Origin of the sequence: Pseudomonas poae, from assembly GCA_028869255.1 — a bacterium.
Classification (GTDB): domain Bacteria; phylum Pseudomonadota; class Gammaproteobacteria; order Pseudomonadales; family Pseudomonadaceae; genus Aquipseudomonas; species Aquipseudomonas poae_C.
The window spans coordinates 6,107,747-6,131,907 of the sequence record CP110972.1 but is presented as its reverse complement, the minus strand read 5'-3'; the positions used below and the strand labels follow the sequence as shown (position 1 = coordinate 6,131,907).

The following is a 24,161-nucleotide window of genomic DNA, read 5'->3' as shown; positions in this document are numbered from 1 at the left end:
GGCAAGCCCCTCCTACATGGGTTCTGCGTTTACTCGCCGATGGCGGCTTTGTAGCCCGCAGCATCCAGCAGTTTGTCCAGGTCAGCCGGGTTGCCTGGCTTGAGCTTGAAGATCCACGCACCGTACGGGTCGGAGTTCAGCAGTTCAGGGCTGGCACTCAGCTCCTCGTTGACGGCAATAACTTCGCCGGCAACCGGGGAGTAGATGTCCGAAGCGGCTTTCACCGATTCAACCACCCCAGCCTGCCCTTCAGCGTCAAACTTGGCGCCGACTTCGGCCAATTCAACAAACACCACATCACCCAAAGCTTCCTGAGCATGGTCGGAAATACCGACGGTCACGGTGCCGTCAGCTTCCAGACGAGCCCACTCGTGACTTTCGGCAAAACGCAGGTCGGCAGGGATATTGCTCATAGTCTGTGTCCTCAAGAATTGTCAGCGGCCTCTGGCCTGCCGGAAATAGTTAGATCAAGGTTTTGCCATGGCGCACAAAGGTCGGTTTGACCACTCGAACCGGGTACCACTTGCCGCGGATTTCCACTTCGGCCCGATCGGCAGTCGCCGTCGGTACACGCGCCAGGGCAATGGATTTGCTCAGCGTAGGAGAGAAACTACCACTGGTGATCTCTCCTTCGCCAACATTGGCGATACGAACCACCTGATGAGCACGTAAAACCCCGCGCTCTTCCAGCACCAGCCCCACCAGCTTGGACTGCACACCCGCCGCCAGCTCTGCCTCGAGTGCCGCCCGCCCGATGAAATCGCGCTCGGCAGGCTCCCAGGCAATGCTCCACGCCATGTTGGCGGCCAAGGGTGAAACATCCTGATGGATGTCCTGGCCGTACAGGTTCATACCGGCTTCCAGGCGCAGGGTATCGCGGGCGCCGAGGCCGATGGGCGAAATACCCGCGCCCACCAGGTCGTTGAAGAAACCGGGCGCCTGGTCGGCAGGCAGCACGATTTCCAGGCCGTCTTCACCGGTATAGCCGGTGCGGGCGATAAACCAGTCACCGTCGGCCTGGCCCTCGAAGGGCTTGAGCCGGTGGATCAGGGTGGCACGCGACTGTGTCACCAGCTCGGCTATCTTTTGCCGGGCATGCGGGCCTTGAATCGCCAGCATGGCCAACTCGGGACGTTCATGCAGTTGCACCTGGAAGTCGCCCAACTGCGCCTGCATCCAGGCCATGTCCATGGTCGCGGGTGGCGGCGTTGACCACCAGCCGGTAACCGGCTTCGGTGCGATAGACGATCATGTCGTCCACCACGCCGCCCTGCTCGTTGAGCATCGCGCTGTAGAGCGCACGGCCGCAGCCATGCAAACGATCGACGTCATTGGCCAGCAGGTGCTGGAGCCATTCCTTGGCCTGGGGGCCGGTGACGTCAATCACGGTCATATGAGATACATCGAACACCCCGCAGTCGCGTCGCACCTGATGGTGCTCTTCAACTTGCGAGCCGTAGTGCAGAGGCATATCCCAACCGCCAAAATCGACCATTTTCGCGCCGAGGGCGAGATGCAGGTCATACAGAGGCGTACGCTGTCCCATGGGTTTCTCCTTCCGGGCTTGGCGAAGGTGCGCAGCGTTGCCGTTTGCGCTGAACACCTTGAGTTACAAGGCTTGCAGCCACGCACAGTAACCCGATCCGAAAGACGGACCGCACCGAATGCCGCGCATTGTAGCCTCAAGCCGTAGGACTGGCACCTAACCGATTTGACGGGCAGAGCGTCGGATCAGCCCGATCACTGGCAGCAGGCCCACTAACACCAGCGTCAGGGCCGGCAATGAAGCCCGCGCCCACTCACCCTCGCTGGTCATTTCGAAAATCCGCACCGCCAGGGTGTCCCAGCCAAACGGGCGCATCAGCAGGGTCGCGGGCATTTCCTTGAGTACGTCGACGAACACCAGCAGCGCGGCGCTCAGGGTGCCCGGCAGCAATAACGGCAGATACACTTTGCAAAACAGTCGTGGGCCGCTCACCCCAAGACTGCGCGCCGCTTCGGGCAAAGAGGGACGAATTCGCGCCAGGCTGTTTTCCAGCGGCCCATAGGCCACCGCCAGGAAACGCACCAGATAGGCCAGCACCAACGCCGACAGGCTGCCCAGCAGCAGGGGTTTTCCCGCGCCGCCGAGCCACCCCGACAGCGGCACCACCAGTTCGCGGTCCAGGTAACTGAACGCGAGCATGATCGACACCGCCAGTACCGAGCCCGGCAGGGCATAGCCGACGTTGGCCAGGCTGATGCCGGAACGAATGGCGCGGGTCGGCGCCAGGCGGTTGGCGAAGGCCAATAGCATCGCCACGCTGACGGTAATCAGCGCCGCGATACCACCCAGGTAGAGGGTGTGGACGATCAGGCCGGAGTAACGCTCATCCAGGTCGAACCTGCCGCGCTGCCAGAACCAGACGACCAATTGCAGCATCGGAATCACAAAGGCACAGGCGAACACCAACCCACACCGAGGTACTGGCCGCCGCCGCCTTGAAACCGCGCAGGTGGTACAGGGCCTTGCCGCGTGGCCGTTCGTTGCTTGGGCGGCTGGCGCCCCGGGCACGCCGTTCGCCATACAGCACCAGCATCACCACCAGCAGCAACAGGCTGGCCAGTTGGGCTGCGCTGGAGAGGCTGAAAAAGCCGTACTCAGGTCTTGTAGATGGCGGTGGTGAAGGTATCGAAGTTGAAGACCGAGACCGCGCCGAAATCTGCCAGGGTCTCCATCAACGCCAAGGCCACGCCGGCACCAATCGCCGGCCGTGCCATGGGCAGGGCCACGCGCCAGAAGGCTTGCCAGGGCGATTGCCCGAGCACACGCGCAGCCTCCATCAGGCCTTTGCCCTGGGCCAGGAACGCGGTGCGCGCCAGCAGGTACACATAGGGATAGAACACCAGCACCAACACGATGATCACGCCGCTGGTGGAACGCACCCGTGGCAGGCGCAAACCGCTGCCGAACCACTCACGCAGCAGGCTTTGCACCGGGCCCGCAAAGTCCAGCAGGCCGACAAACACAAAAGCCAGCACGTAGGCCGGAATGGCGAAGGGCAGCATCAACGCCCAATCCAGCCAGCGCCGGCCGGGGAATTCGCAGAGGCTGGTCAGCCAAGCCAGGCTTACACCCAGCAGGGTTACGCCGACGCCGACGCCCAGCACCAGGGTCAGGGTGTTGCCCAACAGGCGCGGCATCTGGGTTTCCCACAGGTGCGACCAGATTTGCGGGTCGATGCTTTGCCAGGACAGCAACAGCACGCTCAGCGGCAGCAGCACCAGGGCGGCGACGGTGAAGACCGGCAGGTACCAGCGGCGTTGGGCGGGGTGGGCCAAGGATCGGATCTCTGGGGATAATATGTTGAGCCCACCACAAAACAGTGTGGGAGCCGGGCTTGCCCGCGATGCAGGCACCTCGGTGTTTCAATCACACCGTGGTGATGCTATCGCAGGCAAGCCAGCTCCCACACTGTCTTGCGGTGCTTTGATGAATGTACTTAGTTCCAGCCCGCCCGGTCCATCAACCGAATCGCCTCAGCCTGGCGCTTGCCCGCGACTTCCACCGGCAAGGTATCGGCCACGAACTTGCCCCAGGTCGCCACTTCGGCCGACGGCGGTACCGCCGGGTTGGCCGGGAATTCCTGGTTCACGTCGGCAAAGATCTTCTGCGCCTCAGGCGTGGTCATCCATTCCACCAGCGCCTTGGCCGCTTCCGGGTGCGGCGCGTGTTTGGTCAGGCCGATGCCCGACAGGTTCACGTGCACGCCACGGTCGCCCTGGTTCGGCCAGAACAGCTTCACTGCCAACGCCGGGTTCTGCTTGTGCAGGCGGCCATAGTAGTAGGTGTTGACGATGCCCACGTCGCATTGCCCGGCGTTGATCGCCTCCAGTACCGCAATGTCATCGGAGAACACGTCGGTGGACAGGTTGTTCACCCAACCCTTGACGATTTCTTCGGTCCTGGCCGCGCCATGGGTTTCGATCAACGTGGCGGTCAGCGACTGGTTGTAGACCTTTTTCGCCGTGCGCAGGCACAGGCGGCCCTCCCACTGTTTATCGGCCAGGGCCTCGTAAGTGGTCAGGTCTCCCGGTTTTACCCGGTCGGTGGAATAGGCGATGGTTCGCGCGCGAAGGCTCAAGCCGGTCCAGGCATGGGCCGATGAGCGGTATTGCAGGGGAATGTTCTTGTCGATCACTGCCGAGGTAAACGGCTGCAGGATACCCATCTGCTCGGCCTGCCACAGGTTGCCGGCATCGACGGTCAGCAGCAGGTCGGCGGTGGCGTTTTCGCCCTCGGCCTTGATGCGCTGCATCAGCGGGGCTTCCTTGTCGGTGATGAACTTCACCTGCACGCCGGTCTTTTTGGTGTAGGCGTCGAACACCGGCTTGATCAGTTCGTCGATGCGTGAGGAGTAGACCACCACCTCGTCGGCTGCCTGCACGGTGGTGCTGCCGATCAGGGTGAGTGCCAGGGCAGTCAGGAGGCGCTTGGGTGCCAACATGGGTGCGGTCTCTCATTTGCAAAAGAGGGCAAATGATAAGGACTCACATTTGGTCGCGCTCGGTGGAGGCGTTACCAGATGTTGCATAGTTGGGATTTGCGCTGGATGGGCTGACACATTCCCCTGTGGCGAGCGGGCTCGCCCGCGTTGGGCTGCGAAGCAGCCCCAAAACCAGGCGCTGCGGTTTTTCCGGAAAAAACTCAGTGACTTTATTGGGGCTGCTGTGCAGCCCAACGCGGGCAAGCCCGCTCGCCACGGCAGCCACGACAGCCACAAAAGCCCATCTGCCTATCGGGAGCGTATTTCAATTCAGGGTTTGGCGAGGTCTGGCAGGTCGCCGGTGAGGCCGAGGGCCTGGCGCACAAACACCGCCTTGGCTTCCGGCAGCTGGTCGACCAATTTCAACCCGGCATTGCGCAGCCAGCGCAACGGCAGCTGATCGGCCTGGAACAGGCGCTCAAAGCCCTCCATCGCCGCCATCAACGCCAGGTTATGCGGCATGCGCCGACGCTCGTAGCGGCTCAGCACTTTCACGTCCGCCAGGCGCTCACCACGCTCGGTGGCCGCCAGCAGCACCTCGGCCAGCACTGCGGCATCGAGGAAGCCCAGGTTCACGCCCTGCCCCGCCAACGGGTGGATCACGTGGGCCGCGTCGCCGATCAACGCCAGGCCCTCGGCCACATAGCGTTTGGCGTGACGTTGACGCAAAGGCACGCACACACGTGGGTCGGCGCTGACGACCGTCCCCAGGCGTCCTTCAAAGGCGCGTTCGAGTTCACGGCAGAAGCTTTCGTCATCCAGCGCCATCAGGCGTTCGGATTCAGCCGGCGTGGTCGACCAGACGATCGAACACCAATCCTCCTGGCCATCGCGCACCAGCGGCAAAAACGCCAGCGGGCCGGTGTCGGTGAAGCGCTGCCACGCCGTTCGCTGGTGCGGTTGACTGCTGCGCACGCTGGTCACGATGGCGTTATGCAGATAGTCCCATTCGCGGGTCGCGGTGCCGGTCAGGCGGCGTACGGCGGAGTTCGCGCCATCGGCAGCCACCACCAGCGGCGCACGCAGCTTGCGGCCATCGGCCAGGGTCAGCAGCCAGTCATCACCGGAGCGGCGCATCTGCTCCAGGCGCGCATTGGCCAAAAGGCCGAGGTCGCAGTCATGCAGGCGGTCGAGCAAGGCATCCTGCACCACACGGTTCTCGACGATATGCCCGAGCACGTCGGCATGCACGCTGGCCGCCGAAAAGTGGATCTGCCCGGTGCCGCTGCCGTCCCACACCTGCATCTCGCCGTAAGGGCTGGCGCGCCGCGACACAATGCCGTCCCACACGCCCAGGCGCTCAAGGATGCGCTGGCTGGCGGCCGACAAGGCGCTCACGCGGGGCTCGAAGGCCGCCTCGCGGTCGAACGGCTTGACACTGAGCGGGCTGCCGTCAAGCAGCAGCACCTGCAGGCCACTGCCCTGCAGCGCCAGCGCCAGGGCGCTTCCGACCATTCCGGCCCCGACGATCAGCACATCTGCGCGCATGTCCATGCTTTAAGCCTGCTTTGCTGGCGGCTTGCGCCGCACGTAAAGGGTTTTGTCGACCCGCGCCACCAGGGTGCCGGAGCCGTCATGAATCTGGACCTTGAGGTGAGGCAGATATTTCTCGCCACCTGCGGTCTGTTGACGGACCTCGTCCAGCAAGGCCTCGTCGATGGAAAATTCGGCGTACACCGGGCCCTTGCCCGGCGACACGAAGTCGATGCTCGCGGCCTTGTCCCATACGATGTAGTCGCGACCCAGGTTCTCCATCAGCATCAACATGTAGAACGGGTCGACCATCGAATACAGGCTGCCGCCAAACTGCGTGCCGACATAATTGCGGTTGTACCAGCCCAGGCCCATGCGCACTTTCACATGCCGAAAATCGGCACTCATGTGCTGCACGCTGACACCGGCGCCCAGATACGGCGGGTACAGGGTCATGATCCAGCGCAACAGCCGCGCCTTGCCCAGGCGCTCGATCAACCACTTACGCATCGGGACGCGTGCCCAGGCCCATGGCCTGACGGGCGAACCAGCGCTTGGCCGGTGGCAATAGGTCCAGGCCCAGCAGGCCCATATTGCGGCCCAGCGCAACCAGCGGCTGGGCGCTGCCAAACAGGCGCGTGACCTGATCGGAGAAGCCCACGGTCAATTTCTGATCAAGGCGCTGGCGCTCGCGATAGCGTTGCAAGGTCGCCAGGTCACCCGGTACTTGCGGCCCGGCCAGCAAGGCTTCGGCCAAAGCGTTGGCGTCGCGCAGGGACAGGTTGAACCCCTGCCCGGCAATCGGGTGCAGGCTGTGGGCGGCATTGCCGAGTACCACCAGGTGCGAGCGCACTTGTTCTTCGGCTTCCACCAGGGTCAGCGGATATAAGTGACGGGCGCCGACTTGCTTCAGGGTGCCCAGGCGGTAGCCGAACACGCCCTGCAACTCGCTCAGGAAACTGCGCTCGTCGAGGCTGGCCAGCCGTTGGGCGTCCATGCCGATGCGGGTCCAGACCAGCGCGCAACGGTTGTCCGGCAGCGGCAGCAGGGCCATCGGGCCTTCATCGGTGAAGCGCTCGAAGGCTTCGCCGTTGTGGGCTTCGCTGGGGGTGATGTTGGCGATCAGCGCGCTCTGGTTGTAAGGGCGGGTTTTTACCCCGATACCCAGTTGCTCACGCAAGCCGGAGCGGCCGCCATCGGCCAACACCGCGAGGTCGCACTCCAGCACGGTTTCATCGTTGAGCGTCAGGCGGTAGCCGTCGGGCAGCGGCTCCATGCGCGAGACTTCCGCCGGGCAGCGCCAACTGACGACGTCTTTATCCAAACCCTGCCACAGGCACTGCCCCAGCCAGGCGTTTTCTACCACGTAACCGAGGGCCGGCACGCCTTCTTCCATGGCGGACAAACGTGCGGTAGAAAAGCGCCCACGGTCCGACACATGAATCTGCTTGATCGGCTCGGCGCGGCGCGAGATGTCCTGCCAGATGCCCAGGCGCTGGTAAATCTGCCGAGCGCCAAAAGACAGCGCCGACGAGCGCGCATCGTAGCTGGGCTGGTAACTGTCGCCCGGCGCGAAGGGTTCGATCAGCACGATTTTCCAGCCACGCGCCTTGGCCCCGGCCTGCAAGGCCAGCGCCAGGCTGGCGCCCACCAGGCCGCCGCCGATAATCGCCAGATTGACCCGGCTCATCGGGCAGCCGCCATCAGCGCTTCAATCTCGGCGACAGCCTTGGGCACGCCGCCGGTCAGAATTTCACAGCCTTGCTTGGTCACCACCACGTCGTCCTCGATGCGCACGCCAATGCCGCGCCATTTCTTCGCCACGCTCTGGTTGTCCGGCGAAATGTAGATCCCCGGCTCCACGGTCAGCGCCATGCCGACTTCCAGCACACGCCACTCACCGCCCACCTTGTACTCGCCCACATCGTGCACATCCATGCCCAGCCAGTGGCCGGCGCGGTGCATGTAGAAGGTGCGGTAGGCTTCGCTGGCGATCAACTCGTCGACATCACCTTGCAGCAACCCCAACGTCACCAGCCCGGCGGTGATGACTCGCACGGTCGCCTCATGGGCCTGGTTCCAATGTTTATTCGGCGCGATCTCGGCAAAGGCGGCTTCCTGGGAGGCCAGCACAATCTCGTAGATCGCCTTCTGTTCCGGCGAAAACTTGCCGTTGACCGGCCAGGTGCGGGTGATGTCGCTGGCGTAGCAGTCGATTTCGCACCCGGCGTCGATCAGCACCAGGTCACCGTCCTTGAGCACCGCGTCATTCTGCTGGTAATGCAGGATGCAACTGTTGCGCCCGGCGGCGACGATGGAGCCATAGGCCGGCATCTTGGCGCCGCCCTTGCGGAACTCGTAATCCAGCTCGGCTTCCAGGCTGAACTCATGCAAACCGGCGCGGCTGGCTTGCATCGCCTTCACGTGGGCCGCGCAGGAAATTCGCGCCGCCTCGCGCATCACCTTCACTTCTGCCGCCGATTTATACAGGCGCATGTCGTGAAGCAGATGATCCAGGGCAACAAATTCGTTCGGCGGCTGGGCGCCGAGGTGCGCTTTAGAGCGGATTACGTTGATCCACTCCATCACATGCCGGTCGAATTCGGCATTGCTGCCCATGGCCGAATACACCCGGTCGCGGCCTTCGATCAGGCCGGGCAGGATGTCGTCGATATCGGTGATGGGGAACGCGTCGTCGGCGCCAAAGTCACGGATCGCACCTTCGGTGCCGGCGCGCAGGCCGTCCCACAGTTCGCGCTCGGCATTGCGTTCGCGGCAGAACAGCACGTATTCACCGTGCAGGCGACCGGGCATCAGCACAATCACCGCTTGCGGCTCGGGGAAACCGCTCAGGTACTGAAAGTCGCTGTCCTGGCGATACACGTGCTCGACATCCCGATTGCGGATGGCCACGGCGGCGGCCGGCAGGATCGCGATGCTGTTGGGTTCCATCTGCGCCATGAGCGCCTTGCGGCGCCGGGTGTATTCCGCTTTGGGGATATGGATCATGGGCAGATGGGTTTCCTTGCTTAGTGCAGCGACGGCCTTAGTGCAACGACGGCTTGAGAGCGGCGGGTTCAGCGGACTTTCGGGTCTCGGTGAACAGCAGCAGTGGCGCGACGCGCAGGTATTCCATGACTTCCATGTAATCGCTTTCGCCGTCTTCGGACTCCTCCAGGGCGTCTTGCACCTGAGAGATGGCAGCCAAGTCCTGCAACACTTCCTGGGCATCGGTGCTCAGGTCGAGGCCGCCGGCGTTCACGCCGAAGCCATGCAGAAAGCCTTGGCACCACTGGCCCAGTGCGGCGGCGCGGTCGGCGAGCGGCGCGTCATCGGTCGGCAGCAGCAGGACCACGGTGACGTCATCACCGGTCAGTTCGCCCTTGACCATTTCCTGCAGGCCGATCAGCGCGGCGCGCACATTATCTTCTGGTTCCTTTTCCAGCAGCTCGGCCACATCGGCCAGCCAGTTGTCGGCGTCAAAGCCAACACCGGTGCAACTGCGGCCCAGCAACACGCCGTGCAGTTCGGCAGGCGAGCATGGGTGGCCGCTGGTGCTCAGCAGTTTGGAAAAAGCGTCGTACGGGGAGTTCTGAATGGGCATGGTGAGCTAGGCGCCAGACGGCGCAATGTCTAGAATGGAGCGCTGTATCCTAGCACCGGCAGACGTACCAAGACTATCAAGGGCGTCAGATCGTTTATCCTGCAGTTGCCATTCATCAGACAAATCCAGTGGAACCCAATGGAAGACACCGACCTGCAAGCGCTGATGGCCAGACTCGAATTGCTAATTACTCGGGTCGAGCAACTTAAGAGTCAAAACGGACTCCTATTAGCTCAGGAAAAGACCTGGCGCGAGGAACGCGCTCACCTCATTGAAAAAAACGAAATCGCCCGGCGTAAGGTCGAATCGATGATTTCGCGCCTGAAGGCCCTGGAGCAAGACTCATGAGTTCAAGCAATAGCGTCACCGTGCAGATCCTCGACAAAGAATATTCGATCATCTGCCCCCAGGAAGAGCGCAACAACCTGGTGAGCGCCGCCCGCTACCTGGATGGCAAGATGCGTGAAATCCGCAGCAGCGGCAAAGTCATCGGCGCCGACCGCATCGCTGTGATGGCCGCGCTGAATATCACCCATGACCTGCTGCATAAGCAGGAACGCCCCGACGTGCAGGCCAGCGGCTCGACGCGTGAGCAGGTGCGTGACCTGCTGGAACGTGTTGATCTGGTACTTTCGAGCGACTCAGACGCACCCAAGGGCTGATTGCCGAGACTGTTTAAGGTATACTCGCCCCACTCCCTGGCGTGCTTGCCAGTCGGCGATGTCCCGGAGCCGATTCGCACTACCCTGGAAGTTGCACGTTGGGCTGGTGTGCATGTCCGCTAGACGGAAAGCCTTAAAGCCTACTGCTTCTTCCACCTTGAACTTTCGGGTTCAAGGGCTTAGTCGACAGCGGTTCTGTCGGGGAGCCTGAATTCCCAAACTCAATGCCAGTCCTCGGACTGGCATTGTTTTATGAGCCGAAAACCATGACCGAACCTGCGCCGCTTTCCCGTCCGCACCTTCGACGCATGTTGCGCCAGGCCCGCCGCGCCCTCACCCCGAGCGAGCAGCGTAAGGCGGCCCATGGCCTGTATCGGCAACTGGCACAGCACCCGCTGTTTCGCCGGGCCAGACATATCTCTTTGTATCTACCGACGGACGGTGAAATCGATCCGCGCTTGCTGCTGCGCGCTGCCCAGCGTCGAGGCAAGGCCACCTATCTGCCGGTGCTCAGCGCCTGGCCGCGAACCAAGATGGTGTTCCAGCGCGTGCGCCCCGGGGAAAAGCTTTTGCCCAACCGTTTTCGCATCCTGGAGCCACGGGTGAATATCAGCCGACAACGCAAGGTCTGGGCGCTGGACCTGGTGCTGCTGCCGCTGGTGGGGTTTGATGATGCCGGTGGGCGACTGGGCATGGGCGGCGGCTTCTATGACCGCAGCCTCGCCTACCTGGCGCGACGCCAAAGCTGGCGCAAGCCGACCCTGCTGGGCCTGGCCCATGAATGTCAGAAAGTCGAACGACTGGTGCAAGCGAGCTGGGATGTGCCGTTGGCAGGCACCGTCACTGACAAACGATGGTATATCGCACAGGCGCCACTGGAATCAGCGGCGCCTTGAAGAAGGGTTAACGCTTGAACGGTTGCGGCTGTTGCTGAGCCAGCTCAACAGGGGCATCGGTTTTGTTCGACCACAAGCTTTGTGCATACCCGGTGGTCACGACACCCAGACCAAACAAAATCACCAAAATCCATAGTAAATCCGGCTTACGTTGCATCGATTGCCCCCCTTCAGGCACCTCGTACACGATGTTAACAACGTTCCTAAAGTAGCCCGTTGCAGCAGTGTCAAGCTTAAAATCCCGGCATTCTGCGTTAACGTGAACCAACACGCAAACCTTGACGCCAACCGACTGTCGGTTTGTCATAAAATTGCCGGACAACTTGCCCAATGCCTTTTTCAGGAGCCCCAAAATGGCCTACTGGCTGATGAAATCAGAGCCCGACGAACTCTCCATCAAGGGCCTGGAAAAGCTTGGCGAAGCCCGCTGGGACGGGGTTCGCAACTATCAGGCGCGCAATTTTTTGCGCGCCATGGCCGTGGGTGACCAATTTTTCTTCTACCACTCCAGTTGCCCCGAGCCGGGCATTGCCGGGATCGGCAAAATCGTCGAGGCCGCCTACCCGGACCCCACGGCGCTGGAGCCGGACAGCCACTATTTCGACGCCAAGGCCAGCCCGGAAAAAAATCCATGGAGTGCGATCAATGTGGCGCATGTCCAGACCTTCCCCAAAGTGCTGGGCCTCGGCTATCTGAAACAACAGACGGCACTTGCCGAACTGCCCTGGTACAAAAAGGCAGCCGCCTCTCGGTGATGCCGGTCACCGCCGAGCAATGGGCGGCGGTGCTGGCACTGCGCTGAAAAGGCAGAACCCTGCGGTCACACTTTTGCCGCATGCATCTGCGTGCCAAGCGGGTTAGGCTTGCGCTTCATTTGACCGGCATCAAGGGCCTTCGGGCTATATCGGTCAAACTGGGACGCTAATGCCGCAGGATGCAGCCATGTCTACGAACCATCATATGTCCCGCCTTTTCGCCATCGCCCTGATCGCCCTGTTGCTGGGTGCCGGTGGCTTCGGTTACTGGCGGTCGACACAGGACCGCCTGCCCGAAGGCTTGAGCATGGGCAACGGCCGCCTGGAATCCACCGAAGTGCAGATCGCCGCCAAAATCCCCGGGCGTCTGGCCGAAGTGCGTGTGGATGAAGGCGACAACGTGCTCAAGGGCCAACTGCTGGCCCGCATGGACACCCGCACCCTTGAGGCCCAGCGCGCCCAGGCCGAAGCCGAAGTGCTGCGCGCAAAGGAAAATTTCGCCTCCGCCGAGGCCAATGTGCAACTGCGCCAGAGTGAGCAATTACTGGCCAACCAAGAGCTCAAGCGCACCCAGGAGCTGTACAAGCGCGGCTTCGCCAGCAGCCAGTTGATCGACCAGCAACAGGCGCGCCAAAACACCGGCAATGCGGCAGTGATCGCTGCGCAAGCCCAAGTCAACTCGGTGAAAGCTGCGATTGGCGCGGCCCAGGCCCAGGTCGCCCAGCTCACCAGCGAAATCGATGACAGCAGCCTGCGGGCGCCCATCGACGGGATTATCCAGCTGCGCCTGGCCGAACCCGGCGAAGTGCTCGGCGCCGGTGGCCGCGTGCTGTTGCTGATCGACCCACAAGATCAGTACATGAACCTCTACCTGCCAGCGTCCGTGACCGGTCGACTGACTGTCGGCAGTGAAGCGCGGGTGCTCCTCGACGCCCTGCCCGACCAGTCGTTGCCGGCCAAGATCAGCTTTGTCGCGGCCAAATCCCAGTTCACCCCCAAGGAAGTGGAGACCCGCGACGAACGCCAGAAGCTGGTGTTTCGGGTAAAACTGCACCTGACCCAACCCAGCGCCGTGCCCCAGGCCAAACCCGGCATGCCCGGTGCCGGCTATGTGCGCACGGCTGACATCGACTGGCCGGCCAACCTGCAATGACCGTCCTGGCGCTGCACGCCACGGGCATCCACCACCGCTACGGCCAGCAACAGGCACTGGTCGACATCGCCTTCAGCCTGCCCGCCGGCACCCGCTGTGGGCTGATCGGCCCGGATGGCGCGGGCAAGTCGAGCCTGCTGGGGCTGATCGCCGGGGTCAAAAAGCTGCAGGACGGCCAGCTGGAGGTGCTCGGCGGCTCCATCGCAGACCGCCGCCACCGCAACCGCCTGTACCCGCGAATCGCTTTCATGCCGCAAGGCTTGGGCGGCAACCTGTACCCCGAGCTGTCCATCAGCGAAAACATCCGCTTCTTTGCCACGCTGTTCGGGCTGTCGAAAGCCGACTGCGACCAGCGTATGCACAACTTGCTGCTGGCCACTGACCTCGCACGCTTCGCCGAACGCCCGGCCGGCAAGCTGTCCGGGGGATGAAGCAGAAGCTCGGCCTGTGCTGCGCACTGATCCACGACCCGGACTTGCTGATCCTCGACGAACCCACCACCGGCGTCGACCCGCTGTCACGCCGGCGCTTCTGGGAACTGGTCGAAACCGTACGCAGCGAACGCCCACAACTGACGCTGCTGGTGGCCACGGCCTACATGGAAGAGGCCGAGCAATTCGAACATTGCCTGATGCTCGACCGTGGCAAGCTGATCGCCGATGGCCTGAGCCGCGAGCTGGCGGCCGCCACCCCCAGCGGCAAGCTGGATGAAGCATTCACCCACTTCCAGGGCGACAGCGCCCACAACAACCAGCCGCTGGTAATCCCGCCCAGGGCCAACGCCACCGCCGATATCGCCATCGAAGCCCACGACCTGACCCTGCGCTTCGGGGATTTCACCGCCGTAAACAAGGTCAGTTTTGCTATCGGTCGAGGCGAGATTTTCGGCTTCCTCGGCTCCAACGGCTGCGGCAAGACCACCACCATGAAAGTCCTCACCGGGCTGATGCCGGCCACCGAAGGCAGCGCCACGCTGCTGGGTAACCCGGTTAACGCCAAGGACCTGGCCACCCGCAAGCGCGTGGGCTTCATGTCGCAAAGTTTCTCGCTGTATGGCGAGCTGAGCGTGCGCCAGAACCTGGTACTCCATGCGCAACTGTTCGACCTGCCCAAGGCCGACAGTGGCGCACGCATTGATGAACTGGTCCAGCGCTTCGACCTCGGTGACGTCGCCGAGCAACCGTCCGGCGAGCTGCCGCTGGGCCTGCGTCAGCGTCTGTCCCTGGCGGTTGCGGTGCTGCATCGCCCCGAAGTGCTGATCCTCGATGAACCGACCTCGGGCGTCGATCCGGCGGCGCGGGATGACTTCTGGCGGCTGCTGATCGAACTGTCCCGCGAGCAAGGGGTGACGATTTTCCTGTCTACCCACTTTATGAACGAAGCCCAACGCTGCGACCGCATCTCCTTGATGCACGCGGGCAAGGTGCTGGCCTGCGATACGCCGAATGCGCTGCAACAGCAATTTCATGGCGACACCCTGGAGGCTGCGTTCGTCACCTGCCTGGAACAGGCCCAGGGCGACCCCGAGCCTGCCGCAACCGCCAAAACCGTCAGCGAAACCAGCGCGCCGCCCGTCAACAAACGCGGTTTCAGCCTGACCCGCCTGCTGGCCGTGGCCAGCCGTGAAGGCAAGGAACTGCTGCGCGACAAGGTGCGCATGGCTTTCGCTCTGCTTGGCGCGATGTTCATGATGGTGATCTTCGGCTACGGCATTTCCCTGGACGTGGAAAACCTCGCTTTCGCCGTGTACGACCAGGACCAGACCCCACAAAGCCGCGCCTACCTGGAAGCCTTTCGCAGCTCGCGGTATTTCGCCGAGCAGCCGGCCATCCGCGACTCAACGCAATTGCACCGGCGCCTGCAACGTTCGGAAATCAAATTGGCCCTGGAAATCCCGCCGGGTTTCGGCCGCGACCTCTACGCCGGTCGCCAACCCACCGTGGCCGCGTGGCTCGATGGCGGCATGCCGTTTCGCGCCGAAACCAGCCGCAACTATGTAGAGGCGGTGCACCAGGGCAACCTCACGCAGCTGGCCGAATTGAGCAGCCTGCCGCGCAGCAACCAGGCCGCCGCCAAGCTGGAAACACGCTTTCGCTATAACCAGGACGTGGTCAGCGTGAATGCCATCGGTCCGGGGGTGATGGCACTGATCCTGGCGTTTATCCCGGCGATGCTCACCGCGCTGGGCATCGTGCGCGAAAAAGAGCTGGGCTCGATCACCAACTTCTACGCCACACCGCTGACCCGCCTGGAGTTCCTGCTGGGCAAACAGGCGCCGTACCTGGCGGTGAGCCTGGTCAACCTGGCGCTGCTGGTGGCAATGAACCGCTGGCTGTTCGGCGTGCCATTCAAGGGCAGCGGCCTGACCCTGGCCTTCGGCGGTCTGCTGTACGTGCTGGCCACCACCAGCATGGGCCTGCTGATTTCCGCGTTCACCCGTACCCAGATCGCGGCGATCCTCGGCACCATGATCATCACCAGCCTGCCGACCATCCAGTTCTCCGGGCTGATCGTGCCACGCTCGTCCCTGGAAGGCGCGGCGGCGCTGATGGGCATGCTGTTTCCCGCCGGGCACTTCCTGGATATCGCCGTGGGCACTTTCACCAAGGCTCTGGACCTGCGCCAGTTGTGGCCGCAATGCCTGGCGCTGTTCGGGTTTTTCGTCGGGTTTACCGGGTTGAGCCTGGTGATGCTCAAGAAACAGGAGGCCTGATGCATACGCTTGCGCATATCTTGCGGCTGGGCCTCAAAGAACTCACCAGCCTGCGCCATGACAGCGTGCTGCTGCTGTTTTTGTTCTACGCCTTCACCGTGGCCATCTACATGCCCGCCGCCGGCTCGGTGATTGGTGTGCACAACGCCAGCGTAGCGTTTGTCGATGAAGACCACAGCGCACTCTCCCGGCAAATGGCCGAGGCGCTGCAGCCGCCCGAGTTTCAGCCACCCGCGCCGCTGGCCTACGACCAGTTGGACAAGGTCATGGACAGTGGCGAATACACCTTCGTGATCAACGTGCCAGCGAACTTCCAGGCCGACCTGTTGGCCGGCCGCCAGCCCGCTGTGCAGGTCAACGTCGACGCCACGGCGATGAGCCAGGCGTTCATGGGCGCAGGCTACATCGGGCGGATTCTCCAGCGCGAGCTGCTGACCTACAGTGGGCAAACCGATGTGGCCAGCCAAGCACCGGCCCTGCTCACGACCCGGGCCCTGTTCAACACCAACCTGGAGGGCGGCTGGTTTCTGGCGGTGATCCAGATCATCAACAACATCACCATCCTCGCCATCGTCCTGACCGGCACCGCGCTGCTGCGCGAACGCGAGCACGGCACCCTCGACCACCTGCTGGTGCTGCCGCTGACTGCGCTGGAAATCATGCTGGCAAAAATCTGGAGCAATATGCTGGTGGTGGTGCTGTGTACCTGGCTGTCGTTGGAGGTGGTGGTCAAAGGGCTGCTCGGCGTGCCGCTGGCCGGGTCGCTGAGCCTGTTTCTGTTCGTCACGGCGCTGTACCTGTTTGCCAGCACCGCGTTGGGGATCTTCCTCGCGACCCTCGCCCGCTCCACCCCGCAGTTCGGCTTGCTGGCGATCCCGGTGATTATCCCGATGCTGTTGCTGTCAGGCGGCAGTACGCCGTTGGACAGCATGCCCGAATGGTTGCAATGGGTGATGCAGGGCTCGCCGTCGACGCATTTTGTGAGCTTGAGTGCGGCGATTTTGTTCAGGGATGCCGGGGTGAGCGTGGTGTGGCCGGATTTGCTGGCGCTGGCGGGGATCGGGCTGTTGTTTTTTGCGGTGGCATTGGCCAGGTTTCGCAAAAGCCTCGCGTCTTGATCGATGTGAGCGGGGGCTCGTTGTGGTGGGAGGGGGTGTTGTGGCGAGCGGGCTTGCCCGCGTTGGGCTGCGCAGCAGCCCCATCCTGGTCCACCACATTTTTTCAGGCGCACCGCGGCGTTTGGTTTTGGGGCGGCTTCGCCGCCCAACGCGGGCAAGCCCGCTCGCCACAACAGCCCCGCTCGCCACATAAGCCCCGCTCGCCGCAGAAACAGGCTTACTGGATGATCAGGTTGTTGAACAGCAGGTCTTCCACCACCGGCTTGCCGGTCTCGTCGTTCATCACTTGTTGGGTTTGCTTGAGGGCTTCCTGGCGCAGTTTTTCCTTACCGTCGACGGTGCTCATGGTTTCGTTGGTCTGCTGGGTGAACAGCGCCACCAGTTGGTTACGAATCAAGGGATCGTTGGCTTTGACCGCCGCAGCCGCTTCGGTGCCGGTCACGCGCAGGGCGATGTCGGCCTTGAACACTTTGAGTTTCCCCGTGCCGTCCAGGCCATAGTTGCCCACGAACGGCGGGCTCAGGCTGATATAGCTGACTTTCGGCGCCTCGCCTTCTTTGGCCTCTTCGGCCTGGGCTGCCATCGGCAAGGTCAGGGCCAGCATCAACAGGATCCACGCTTTCACAGTTCATTCCTCACATTCGGTTGCCAGGTAGCATAACGCTAGCAAGGCTGAGCACAAGCTTATGGCGACTTATCAGGCCCGGGCATGCTCGTTGACCCACGGGCGTACCCTCCTACACTTATCGGCCACGACGCCAAAAGGAATAGTCCGATGAAAGCTGTGCTGTGCAAAGCCTTCGGCCCCGCCGAAACCCTGGTGCTGGAAGAGATCGCAAGCCCGGCGATCAAGAAGAACGAAATCCTGCTGGACGTGCATGCCGCCGGGGTCAACTTCCCGGACACCCTGATCATCGAAGGCAAGTACCAGTTCAAGCCGCCCTTCCCGTTCTCGCCGGGTGGCGAAGCGGCGGGCGTGGTCAGTGACGTGGGGGAAAAGGTCAGCCACTTGAAAGTCGGCGACCGGGTCATGGCCCTGACCGGCTGGGGCAGCTTTGCCGAACAGGTCGCGGTGCCGGGCTACAACGTGCTGCCGATCCCACCGAGCATGGACTTCAACACCGCCGCCGCCTTCAGCATGACCTACGGCACCTCGATGCACGCGCTGAAACAACGGGCCAACCTGCAACCGGGTGAAACCCTGTTGGTGCTCGGCGCCTCCGGTGGCGTGGGCCTGGCTGCGGTGGAAATCGGCAAGGCCATGGGCGCGCGCGTAATCGCCGCCGCCAGCAGCGCCGACAAGCTGGCCGTGGCCAAGGCCGCCGGGGCCGATGAGCTGATCAACTACAGCGAAACCAGCCTGAAAGACGAGATCAAGCGCCTGACCGACGGCAACGGCGCCGATGTGATCTACGACCCGGTGGGCGGTGATCTGTTCGACCAAGCCATCCGTGCCATCGCCTGGAATGGCCGCTTGCTGGTGGTCGGTTTTGCCAGCGGGCGCATTCCGGAGCTGCCGGTGAACCTGGCACTGCTCAAGGGCGCGGCGGTGGTTGGGGTGTTCTGGGGTTCGTTTGCGCAGCGCCAGCCACAGGATAATGCGGCGAACTTCCAACAATTGTTCAGTTGGTATGCCGAGGGTAAGTTGAAACCGTTGGTGTCTCAGGTGTATCCGCTGGAACAGGCGGCACAGGCAATCAATGATTTGGGGCAGCGCAAGGCGGTGGGCAAAATCGTCGTGCAAACCCGCTAGCCGATTTGAAATGAAATCAATGCGGGAGCTGGCTTGCCTGCGATAGCGGGTTGGCAGACAGACCGCCATCGCAGGCAAGCCAGCTCCCACATTGGATCCTCAGTGGCCTTAAGCACTGCTCACGACCATCACTTATCTATTAGCGACATGTTCATAACAGAACATGCGATTGCTCCCATTTCCTGTGTTTGCGGATAAGAGGCGATGCTATTTTCGGTAACGAAACTGTAACATTCGCATCCGCAGTCAAAACAAGAAATTTGGAGCTCTTGAATGTTTGCTTTCTTTCGTCCTGCCGCACACCAGGCGCCCCTGCCTGAAGAAAAAATAGACAGTACCTACCGACGGCTGCGCTGGCAGATCTTCGCCGGTATTTTCTTCGGCTATGCCGGCTACTACCTGCTACGCAAAAACTTCTCGCTGGCCATGCCCTACCTGATCGACGAGGGTTACACCCGTGGCGAGCTGGGCCTGGCGATGTCGGCGATTGCGATTGCCTACGGCCTGTCCAAGTTTCTGATGGGGCTGGTGTCCGACCGCTCCAACCCACGCTACTTCCTGCCCTTCGGCCTATTGGTGTCGGCGGGGGTGATGTTCATTTTCGGTTTCGCACCTTGGGCCACGTCCAGCGTGACCATGATGTTCATTTTACTGTTCATCAACGGCTGGGCTCAGGGCATGGGCTGGCCGCCAAGTGGGCGGACCATGGTGCACTGGTGGTCGCAGAAAGAACGCGGCGGCGTAGTGTCGGTATGGAACGTGGCGCACAACGTCGGCGGCGGCCTGATCGGCCCGCTGTTCCTGCTGGGCATGGCCTGGTTCAACGACTGGCACGCGGCATTCTACGTACCGGCCACCGTGGCCTTGCTGGTGGCGGCGTTTGCCTTCATCACCATGCGCGACACCCCGCAATCGGTGGGCCTGCCGCCGATTGAGAAGTACAAGAACGACTACCCGGAAGGCTACGACGCCAGCCACGAAGACGAATTCAGCGCCAAGGAAATCTTCGTCAAGTACGTGCTGCGTAACAAAATGCTGTGGTACATCGCGTTTGCCAACGTGTTCGTCTACCTGCTGCGCTACGGCGTGCTGGACTGGGCACCGACCTACCTCAAGGAAGCCAAGCACTTCACGGTCGACAAGTCGTCCTGGGCGTACTTCTTCTACGAGTGGGCGGGTATTCCGGGCACGCTGCTGTGCGGCTGGATGTCGGACAAAATCTTCCGTGGCAACCGTGGCCTGACCGGCATCGTGTTCATGGCACTGGTGACCGTGGCGACCCTGGTTTACTGGCTCAACCCGCCGGGCAACCCGATGGTCGACATGATCGCGCTGTTCTCGATCGGCTTCCTGATCTACGGCCCGGTGATGCTGATCGGCCTGCAGGCCCTGGAATTGGCGCCGAAGAAAGCCGCCGGTACCGCTGCGGGTTTCACCGGTCTGTTTGGTTACCTGGGCGGTTCGGTAGCCGCGAGTGCGGCGATGGGCTACACCGTGGACCATTTCGGCTGGGACGGCGGTTTTGTACTGCTGATTGGCGCGTGCCTGCTGGCTATCGCGTTCCTGATCCCAACGCTGTGGCACACCAACAGCGTCAGCTCGGCGCGTTAACCGCCTGAGCAATCCTTGGCACACCGCTTGAGCCGCGCCTCCAGATTCTTGTCTGGCATGGCGTGGCTACGCAGGGCGTTGACGGTCTGCTCGACATAATCGCGCGTAGTGCCGTAACGCCCGCAAGCGCTTTCCAGCACATGATTGAGTACCGCGTCGGGCAAGTTGCCGGCGTAGCTGGGCAGGTGCCGCTCCAATACAAACCCCAACGCCTGTACCTGACTGCCATCTTCCAGACGGCAGCTGAGCCAATGTGGCCGGTAGGAGGGGTACGGCATTTCGCGACGCCACAACGCGTAAAGCGAAGCTTCCAGCTGATCTTCCGGCAGGCGGTAGGCAAACCCACTGCAGGAGCCGCCGCGATCCAACCCGAACACCAACCCCGGCAGTTCCGGCGTACCCCGATGCTCGTGGGACCACAGGTACAGGCCGCGGTGATAGCCGTGCACCCGTGCCCGCACCCGCTCGGTCGACGAGCATTCAGGGCGCCAAATCAGCGAACCGTAAGCAAATAGCCAGACCGGCCCACCCTTGTGCCGGCCCATGGTGGCCTGCATCGAGCTCAATAACTGTTCGTGAGTGAGTTGCGGCCCCAGATCGAGCCGCGGAGGGTAAGCCAATTGCAAAAGATCGGATTCAATGGCGGTCATGGCGAAAAGCGGTGCGCCTCCTGTGTGTTACCAGTTGTAAGCAACTTTACCGTAATAAAACGCGCCGCTGTAACCGTACGGCGAAAAAGTGCTATAGGCCAAATTGCCACCACTGCTGGCAAAGGCGTTGACCTTCTCCGGGTATTTATCGGTAACGTTGTCGCCGCCCAGGGTGAAGGTCCAGTTCTTCAGCTTGTAGTCCGCCGATAAATCCAGCACCCAGGCTGCCTTGAAGGTCTGGTCGTTGGCCTTGTCCGCCTGATAGCTGGTGAATTCACCATAGCGCACCAGGTTGCTGTGCAGTGCCCAATTGCCGAATGTGAAGTCGTTACCCAGGGTCAACTTGTGTTCAGGCGTGGTATCCCCCAGCAAGCCGCTTTTTTCACGACGGTCCACCCGCACCAGGTTTGCCCCCAGGCTGTCGAGAATGGCCGGGTTGGGCTTCACATCCGTCACCTTGGTGTGGTTGTAGTTGTAGCCCACCGTGCTGCTCCAGCGGATGCCGTTATCGAACTGGTAGCGATAGTTGGCCACGAAGTCGACGCCGTCGGTGCTGGTGTCAGTGGCGTTGGTGAAGTAGCGGGCAGTGGTGTAATTGATATTGCCCACACCGTTGGCACGCAGATAGGCCTGGGTTGCCGGGTCCAGGTTGAGGTTGGACGACAGGCTGATACGGTCGCGAATGTCGATGCGGTACACGTCCACCGTCACGGTCAAGTCATCGGCGGGCTCCAGTACCAGGCCGAGGCTGTAGTTACGCGACTTCTCGGCCTTCAGGTCGTCCGCGCCGAGCAAGCGGGCGACCTGGCTTGAGGCTGGGAAAGTGCCGGCCTCGCGAATGTCGCTGCCAATCAACTGTGACGAGGTAAACGCAAAGTTCTGCTGGGCCAGGGACGGTGCGCGAAAGCCATTGGAAATGCTGCCGCGCAAGGCCACCTGTGGGGTGAAGTCGTAGCGGGCCGACAGCGAGCCGCTGACGTTGGAGCCAAAATCACTGTAGTCCTCATGCCGCACGGCGGCCGAAGCGCTGAGTTTTTCGGTGAAGTTGGTTTCCAGGTCCAGGTACTGCGCCCAGTTGTGACGCGAGCTGCTGCCGGCGTCGGCATCACGGAAGCCACCGAGGCCGGAACTGCCGGTCTGGAAATAGGAGGCCGGCTCCCCGGCTTCGATTTCATAGCCCTGGTGCAGGTATTCACCGCCAAACGCCACCGAAACCGGGTAAGGCAGCCAACCCACGTCGAACTCACGGGACAGGTCCAGGCTGACTTGCTTCTGGTCATTGCTCAGGGTGCCGTTGTCGAACTTGCGCGGCGTGGCCAGGCCAAGCGAGGTGTTGATGGTTTCGGTGCTCAGCGCGTACTGGTTTTTGCCGTAGTTGGCCGACAGGTCGTAATGCCAGTCGTAGGCCAATAAACCGCGCAGGCCTACCACCAACGAGGTGTCTTCGAGGTTGCCTTTGATCAGCGGCAAGTAGCCATTGGGGTTGAGCGCCGCGATGTTGTTGCTCGCGTTACTCGCACGGTAGAACGCTGCCGTCTCGCCGCGTCGCTTGCTATAGCCGCCAAAGGTGTAGAACTCCAACCCATCGCTGAAGGCGTATTCGGAGTTGAACGCCAGCTTGCCCTCGTTAGTCGCCGGCTCGCCCTGGCGAAACACCTGCTGGCCGTAGGTGGTGGAACCTACGCTGGCGGGTCGGAAATCTTTACCGGCGCGGTTGGTGTAATCGTTGTCGGCGCCTTCGGCCGACAGGTTGATAAAACCGTTGTCGCCCAAGGCCAGGCCGGTGTTGCCACTGACGTTGCGCTGGATGCCATCGCCCTTCTTGTATTCGCCGAACTTGGTCGAGATCGAGCCGCCATGGTCGGCGTGCTTGAGGATGACGTTGATCACGCCAGCAATCGCATCCGAGCCGTAGCGCGCGGAAGCGCCGTCGCGCAGCACTTCGATATGGTCCACCGCCGACAGCGGGATTGCATTCAGGTCCGCCGGTGCCGAGCCACGGCCCACCGCCCCGCCGAGATTGACGAAGGCACTGGTGTGACGGCGCTTGCCATTGACCAGCACCAGTACCTGATCCGGCGACAGGCCGCGCAACTGCGCAGGGCGCACCAACTCGGCACCGTCCACCAGGCTTGGGCGCGGGAAGTTGATCGACGGAATCAGCCGAGCCAGCACTGCCCCCAGCTCATCGGAGCCGGTGCTGCGCAGGCTGTCGCCGGAAATCACGTCGATGGGTGACAGCGACGCGCTGGCCGTACGCTCCTGGGCGCGGGTGCCGGTGACGATCACAGTGTCGAGTTTAGGTGCATCGACGGCGGACGTTTCGGCCGCCAGGACGGGATTAAAGCTCACGGCGGTCAGCAAATTGGCCGACAAAATCGCTGTGTACAGCGCGTGTTTCTTGTAGCTCCCCATACCGCTCCCCTTGGATTCAACTCAGAACGTCATGTTTTGAGTTGGTTAGATCGATCCGGCTGGCGGGCGGTGGCGGTCAGTTATTGGTTGTTGGAAGAAGATCGGTAGTCCGTTGAGATATAGCTTAAAGATATTTATGTAACAAATTAAATACTTTTAAGGAATAAGCAAAAGCATAAGCACAGCGAGCCTTTCGTCAGGATTGCGCGGGGCAATCCCGATAGTTTCAGCGCCGGTTCAGCCTGGGGACGCGCCCAGCCGTCAAAATGGCGCGCACATACGACCCACCTAGCCGCCCATCAAACCGACTATCGAGGTCGCACCCATGAAAAAATTTCGACTGCCTGGCCTGTTGTTCCTGGCCCAGGCCACCACCGCACTGGCGGGCGAAACAGCGCCTGCCGAGGATGGCAAAGGCTTCTGGTATGCGCAGACCAGCGTCTACACCCGGCACTTCGCGCCCGACCCGGACCACAACAACAACCAGGACTTGATCGGCCTGGAACGTAATGAGGCATCAGGCTTTGTGTATGGCGGGGCGACGTTTCGCAACTCGTTCAGCCAGCGCTCGTACTACGCCTATGCCGGCAAGCGCTATGACATGACGGACTACCCGGTGTACCTGAAGCTGACAGGCGGGGCGATCCAGGGCTATCGCGGCAAGTACCGCGACAAGATCCCTTTGAACCGCTTCGGCGTGGCGCCAGTGATTATTCCGTCCGTGGGCGCCCACTACGGGCCGGTGGCGGCGGAGCTGGTGTTGCTGGGGTTCAATGCGGCGATGGTGACGACCGGCGTACGCTTCTGACACTGACACGGCACAATCCAATGT

At 62.1% G+C, this 24,161-nt stretch carries 19 protein-coding genes, 1 other RNA gene and 4 pseudogenes; 11 read left to right on the top strand and 13 right to left on the bottom strand.

Annotated elements, in window-relative coordinates; all coding sequences use genetic code 11:
* Positions 1–29: 29 nt before the first annotated feature.
* The 9 genes and pseudogenes from gcvH to LRS56_27760 form a co-directional block, all read right to left on the bottom strand.
* Positions 30–413, bottom strand: coding sequence for a glycine cleavage system protein GcvH (gene gcvH / locus LRS56_27800; protein WDU62488.1), 384 nt, complete (start codon positions 411–413; stop codon positions 30–32).
* 49 nt (positions 414–462) lie between these two features.
* Positions 463–1,546: pseudogene (gene gcvT, locus LRS56_27795) on the bottom strand (glycine cleavage system aminomethyltransferase GcvT).
* A 156-nt stretch (positions 1,547–1,702) separates the two neighbouring features.
* A pseudogene (locus LRS56_27790) lies at positions 1,703–3,321 on the bottom strand (iron ABC transporter permease).
* A 161-nt stretch (positions 3,322–3,482) separates the two neighbouring features.
* Positions 3,483–4,487 (bottom strand): extracellular solute-binding protein, encoded by a 1,005-nt coding sequence (locus LRS56_27785; GenBank protein ID WDU62487.1) that lies wholly within the window; start codon positions 4,485–4,487, stop codon positions 3,483–3,485.
* Between the two features lie 309 nt (positions 4,488–4,796).
* Positions 4,797–6,014, bottom strand: a complete 1,218-nt coding sequence (locus LRS56_27780; GenBank protein ID WDU65823.1) for a 2-octaprenyl-3-methyl-6-methoxy-1,4-benzoquinol hydroxylase — start codon at positions 6,012–6,014, stop codon at positions 4,797–4,799.
* Between the two features lie 9 nt (positions 6,015–6,023).
* Positions 6,024–6,509 (bottom strand): DUF4442 domain-containing protein, encoded by a 486-nt coding sequence (locus LRS56_27775; protein ID WDU62486.1) that lies wholly within the window; start codon positions 6,507–6,509, stop codon positions 6,024–6,026.
* Positions 6,502–7,689 carry a 2-octaprenyl-6-methoxyphenyl hydroxylase gene (gene ubiH, locus LRS56_27770; protein WDU62485.1) on the bottom strand — a complete coding sequence of 396 codons (1,188 nt, stop codon included), beginning with the start codon at positions 7,687–7,689 and terminating at the stop codon, positions 6,502–6,504. The genes LRS56_27775 and ubiH overlap by 8 nt, the downstream gene beginning before the upstream one ends.
* On the bottom strand, positions 7,686–9,008 hold the full coding sequence (pepP, locus tag LRS56_27765) for a Xaa-Pro aminopeptidase (protein ID WDU62484.1): 1,323 nt from the start codon (positions 9,006–9,008) through the stop codon (positions 7,686–7,688). The genes ubiH and pepP overlap by 4 nt, the downstream gene beginning before the upstream one ends.
* 37 nt (positions 9,009–9,045) lie before the next feature.
* On the bottom strand, positions 9,046–9,603 hold the full coding sequence (locus LRS56_27760; protein ID WDU62483.1) for a YecA family protein: 558 nt from the start codon (positions 9,601–9,603) through the stop codon (positions 9,046–9,048).
* 138 nt (positions 9,604–9,741) lie between these two features.
* Here LRS56_27760 and LRS56_27755 point away from each other — a divergent pair, with 138 nt between their 5' ends.
* The 4 genes from LRS56_27755 (at position 9,742) to LRS56_27740 (ending at position 11,161) form a co-directional block, all read left to right on the top strand.
* Positions 9,742–9,951: a TIGR02449 family protein gene (locus LRS56_27755; protein ID WDU62482.1), complete on the top strand. Its 210-nt coding sequence runs from the start codon at positions 9,742–9,744 to the stop codon at positions 9,949–9,951.
* Positions 9,948–10,265, top strand: a complete 318-nt coding sequence (locus LRS56_27750; protein ID WDU62481.1) for a cell division protein ZapA — start codon at positions 9,948–9,950, stop codon at positions 10,263–10,265. Before LRS56_27755 ends, LRS56_27750 begins: the two co-directional genes overlap by 4 nt.
* 30 nt (positions 10,266–10,295) lie before the next feature.
* A non-coding RNA gene (ssrS, locus tag LRS56_27745) (6S RNA) lies at positions 10,296–10,474 on the top strand.
* 57 nt (positions 10,475–10,531) lie between these two features.
* Positions 10,532–11,161 (top strand): 5-formyltetrahydrofolate cyclo-ligase, encoded by a 630-nt coding sequence (locus LRS56_27740; protein ID WDU62480.1) that lies wholly within the window; start codon positions 10,532–10,534, stop codon positions 11,159–11,161.
* 7 nt (positions 11,162–11,168) lie between these two features.
* Here LRS56_27740 and LRS56_27735 read toward each other — a convergent pair whose 3' ends face one another.
* Complete coding sequence (locus tag LRS56_27735) at positions 11,169–11,318, bottom strand: hypothetical protein (GenBank protein WDU62479.1); 150 nt, start codon at positions 11,316–11,318, stop codon at positions 11,169–11,171.
* A 196-nt stretch (positions 11,319–11,514) separates the two neighbouring features.
* On the opposite strand from LRS56_27735, the pseudogene LRS56_27730 reads away from it, so the two are divergent.
* The 4 genes and pseudogenes from LRS56_27730 (at position 11,515) to LRS56_27715 (ending at position 16,900) form a co-directional block, all read left to right on the top strand.
* Positions 11,515–11,963 (top strand): annotated as a pseudogene (locus tag LRS56_27730) (EVE domain-containing protein).
* A 140-nt stretch (positions 11,964–12,103) separates the two neighbouring features.
* Positions 12,104–13,069: an efflux RND transporter periplasmic adaptor subunit gene (locus LRS56_27725; protein ID WDU62478.1), complete on the top strand. Its 966-nt coding sequence runs from the start codon at positions 12,104–12,106 to the stop codon at positions 13,067–13,069.
* Positions 13,066–15,782: pseudogene (rbbA, locus tag LRS56_27720) on the top strand (ribosome-associated ATPase/putative transporter RbbA). The gene LRS56_27725 and the pseudogene rbbA overlap by 4 nt, the downstream one beginning before the upstream one ends.
* The gene (locus LRS56_27715) at positions 15,782–16,900 is read left to right on the top strand and encodes an ABC transporter permease (protein WDU62477.1); all 1,119 of its coding nucleotides are present in this window, start codon (positions 15,782–15,784) and stop codon (positions 16,898–16,900) included. The pseudogene rbbA and the gene LRS56_27715 overlap by 1 nt, the downstream one beginning before the upstream one ends.
* A 217-nt stretch (positions 16,901–17,117) precedes the next feature.
* On the opposite strand, the gene LRS56_27710 is transcribed toward LRS56_27715, so the two are convergent.
* Positions 17,118–17,525 carry a flagellar basal body-associated protein FliL gene (locus tag LRS56_27710; protein ID WDU62476.1) on the bottom strand — a complete coding sequence of 136 codons (408 nt, stop codon included), beginning with the start codon at positions 17,523–17,525 and terminating at the stop codon, positions 17,118–17,120.
* 150 nt (positions 17,526–17,675) lie between these two features.
* Between LRS56_27710 and LRS56_27705 the strand changes: the two genes are divergently transcribed.
* On the top strand, positions 17,676–18,653 hold the full coding sequence (locus tag LRS56_27705; protein WDU62475.1) for an NADPH:quinone oxidoreductase family protein: 978 nt from the start codon (positions 17,676–17,678) through the stop codon (positions 18,651–18,653).
* 273 nt (positions 18,654–18,926) lie between these two features.
* On the top strand, positions 18,927–20,264 hold the full coding sequence (gene glpT / locus LRS56_27700) for a glycerol-3-phosphate transporter (GenBank protein WDU62474.1): 1,338 nt from the start codon (positions 18,927–18,929) through the stop codon (positions 20,262–20,264).
* On the opposite strand, the gene LRS56_27695 is transcribed toward glpT, so the two are convergent.
* Both LRS56_27695 and LRS56_27690 read right to left on the bottom strand, forming a co-directional pair.
* Positions 20,261–20,914, bottom strand: coding sequence for a gamma-glutamylcyclotransferase (locus tag LRS56_27695; protein ID WDU62473.1), 654 nt, complete (start codon positions 20,912–20,914; stop codon positions 20,261–20,263). The genes glpT and LRS56_27695 overlap by 4 nt on opposite strands.
* A 27-nt stretch (positions 20,915–20,941) precedes the next feature.
* The gene (locus tag LRS56_27690; protein WDU62472.1) at positions 20,942–23,329 is read right to left on the bottom strand and encodes a TonB-dependent receptor; all 2,388 of its coding nucleotides are present in this window, start codon (positions 23,327–23,329) and stop codon (positions 20,942–20,944) included.
* Positions 23,330–23,654: 325 nt separating this feature from the next.
* Between LRS56_27690 and LRS56_27685 the strand changes: the two genes are divergently transcribed.
* A complete protein-coding gene (locus LRS56_27685; protein ID WDU62471.1) occupies positions 23,655–24,137 on the top strand; it encodes a sn-glycerol-3-phosphate transporter in 483 nt (160 codons plus the stop codon).
* The last annotated feature ends 24 nt before the right edge of the window (positions 24,138–24,161 follow it).

What these genes read in the sequence shown, in the direction of transcription:
- gcvH (WDU62488.1), bottom strand. Translation starts at nt 413, where the DNA reads ATGAGCAATATCCCTGCCGACCTGCGTTTTGCCGAAAGTCACGAGTGG.
- LRS56_27785 (WDU62487.1), bottom strand. Translation starts at nt 4,487, where the DNA reads ATGTTGGCACCCAAGCGCCTCCTGACTGCCCTGGCACTCACCCTGATC.
- LRS56_27780 (WDU65823.1), bottom strand. Translation starts at nt 6,014, where the DNA reads ATGCGCGCAGATGTGCTGATCGTCGGGGCCGGAATGGTCGGAAGCGCC.
- LRS56_27775 (WDU62486.1), bottom strand. Translation starts at nt 6,509, where the DNA reads ATGCGTAAGTGGTTGATCGAGCGCCTGGGCAAGGCGCGGCTGTTGCGC.
- ubiH (WDU62485.1), bottom strand. Translation starts at nt 7,689, where the DNA reads ATGAGCCGGGTCAATCTGGCGATTATCGGCGGCGGCCTGGTGGGCGCC.
- pepP (WDU62484.1), bottom strand. Translation starts at nt 9,008, where the DNA reads ATGATCCATATCCCCAAAGCGGAATACACCCGGCGCCGCAAGGCGCTC.
- LRS56_27760 (WDU62483.1), bottom strand. Translation starts at nt 9,603, where the DNA reads ATGCCCATTCAGAACTCCCCGTACGACGCTTTTTCCAAACTGCTGAGC.
- LRS56_27755 (WDU62482.1), top strand. Translation starts at nt 9,742, where the DNA reads ATGGAAGACACCGACCTGCAAGCGCTGATGGCCAGACTCGAATTGCTA.
- LRS56_27750 (WDU62481.1), top strand. Translation starts at nt 9,948, where the DNA reads ATGAGTTCAAGCAATAGCGTCACCGTGCAGATCCTCGACAAAGAATAT.
- LRS56_27740 (WDU62480.1), top strand. Translation starts at nt 10,532, where the DNA reads ATGACCGAACCTGCGCCGCTTTCCCGTCCGCACCTTCGACGCATGTTG.
- LRS56_27735 (WDU62479.1), bottom strand. Translation starts at nt 11,318, where the DNA reads ATGCAACGTAAGCCGGATTTACTATGGATTTTGGTGATTTTGTTTGGT.
- LRS56_27725 (WDU62478.1), top strand. Translation starts at nt 12,104, where the DNA reads ATGTCTACGAACCATCATATGTCCCGCCTTTTCGCCATCGCCCTGATC.
- LRS56_27715 (WDU62477.1), top strand. Translation starts at nt 15,782, where the DNA reads ATGCATACGCTTGCGCATATCTTGCGGCTGGGCCTCAAAGAACTCACC.
- LRS56_27705 (WDU62475.1), top strand. Translation starts at nt 17,676, where the DNA reads ATGAAAGCTGTGCTGTGCAAAGCCTTCGGCCCCGCCGAAACCCTGGTG.
- glpT (WDU62474.1), top strand. Translation starts at nt 18,927, where the DNA reads ATGTTTGCTTTCTTTCGTCCTGCCGCACACCAGGCGCCCCTGCCTGAA.
- LRS56_27695 (WDU62473.1), bottom strand. Translation starts at nt 20,914, where the DNA reads ATGACCGCCATTGAATCCGATCTTTTGCAATTGGCTTACCCTCCGCGG.
- LRS56_27690 (WDU62472.1), bottom strand. Translation starts at nt 23,329, where the DNA reads ATGGGGAGCTACAAGAAACACGCGCTGTACACAGCGATTTTGTCGGCC.
- LRS56_27685 (WDU62471.1), top strand. Translation starts at nt 23,655, where the DNA reads ATGAAAAAATTTCGACTGCCTGGCCTGTTGTTCCTGGCCCAGGCCACC.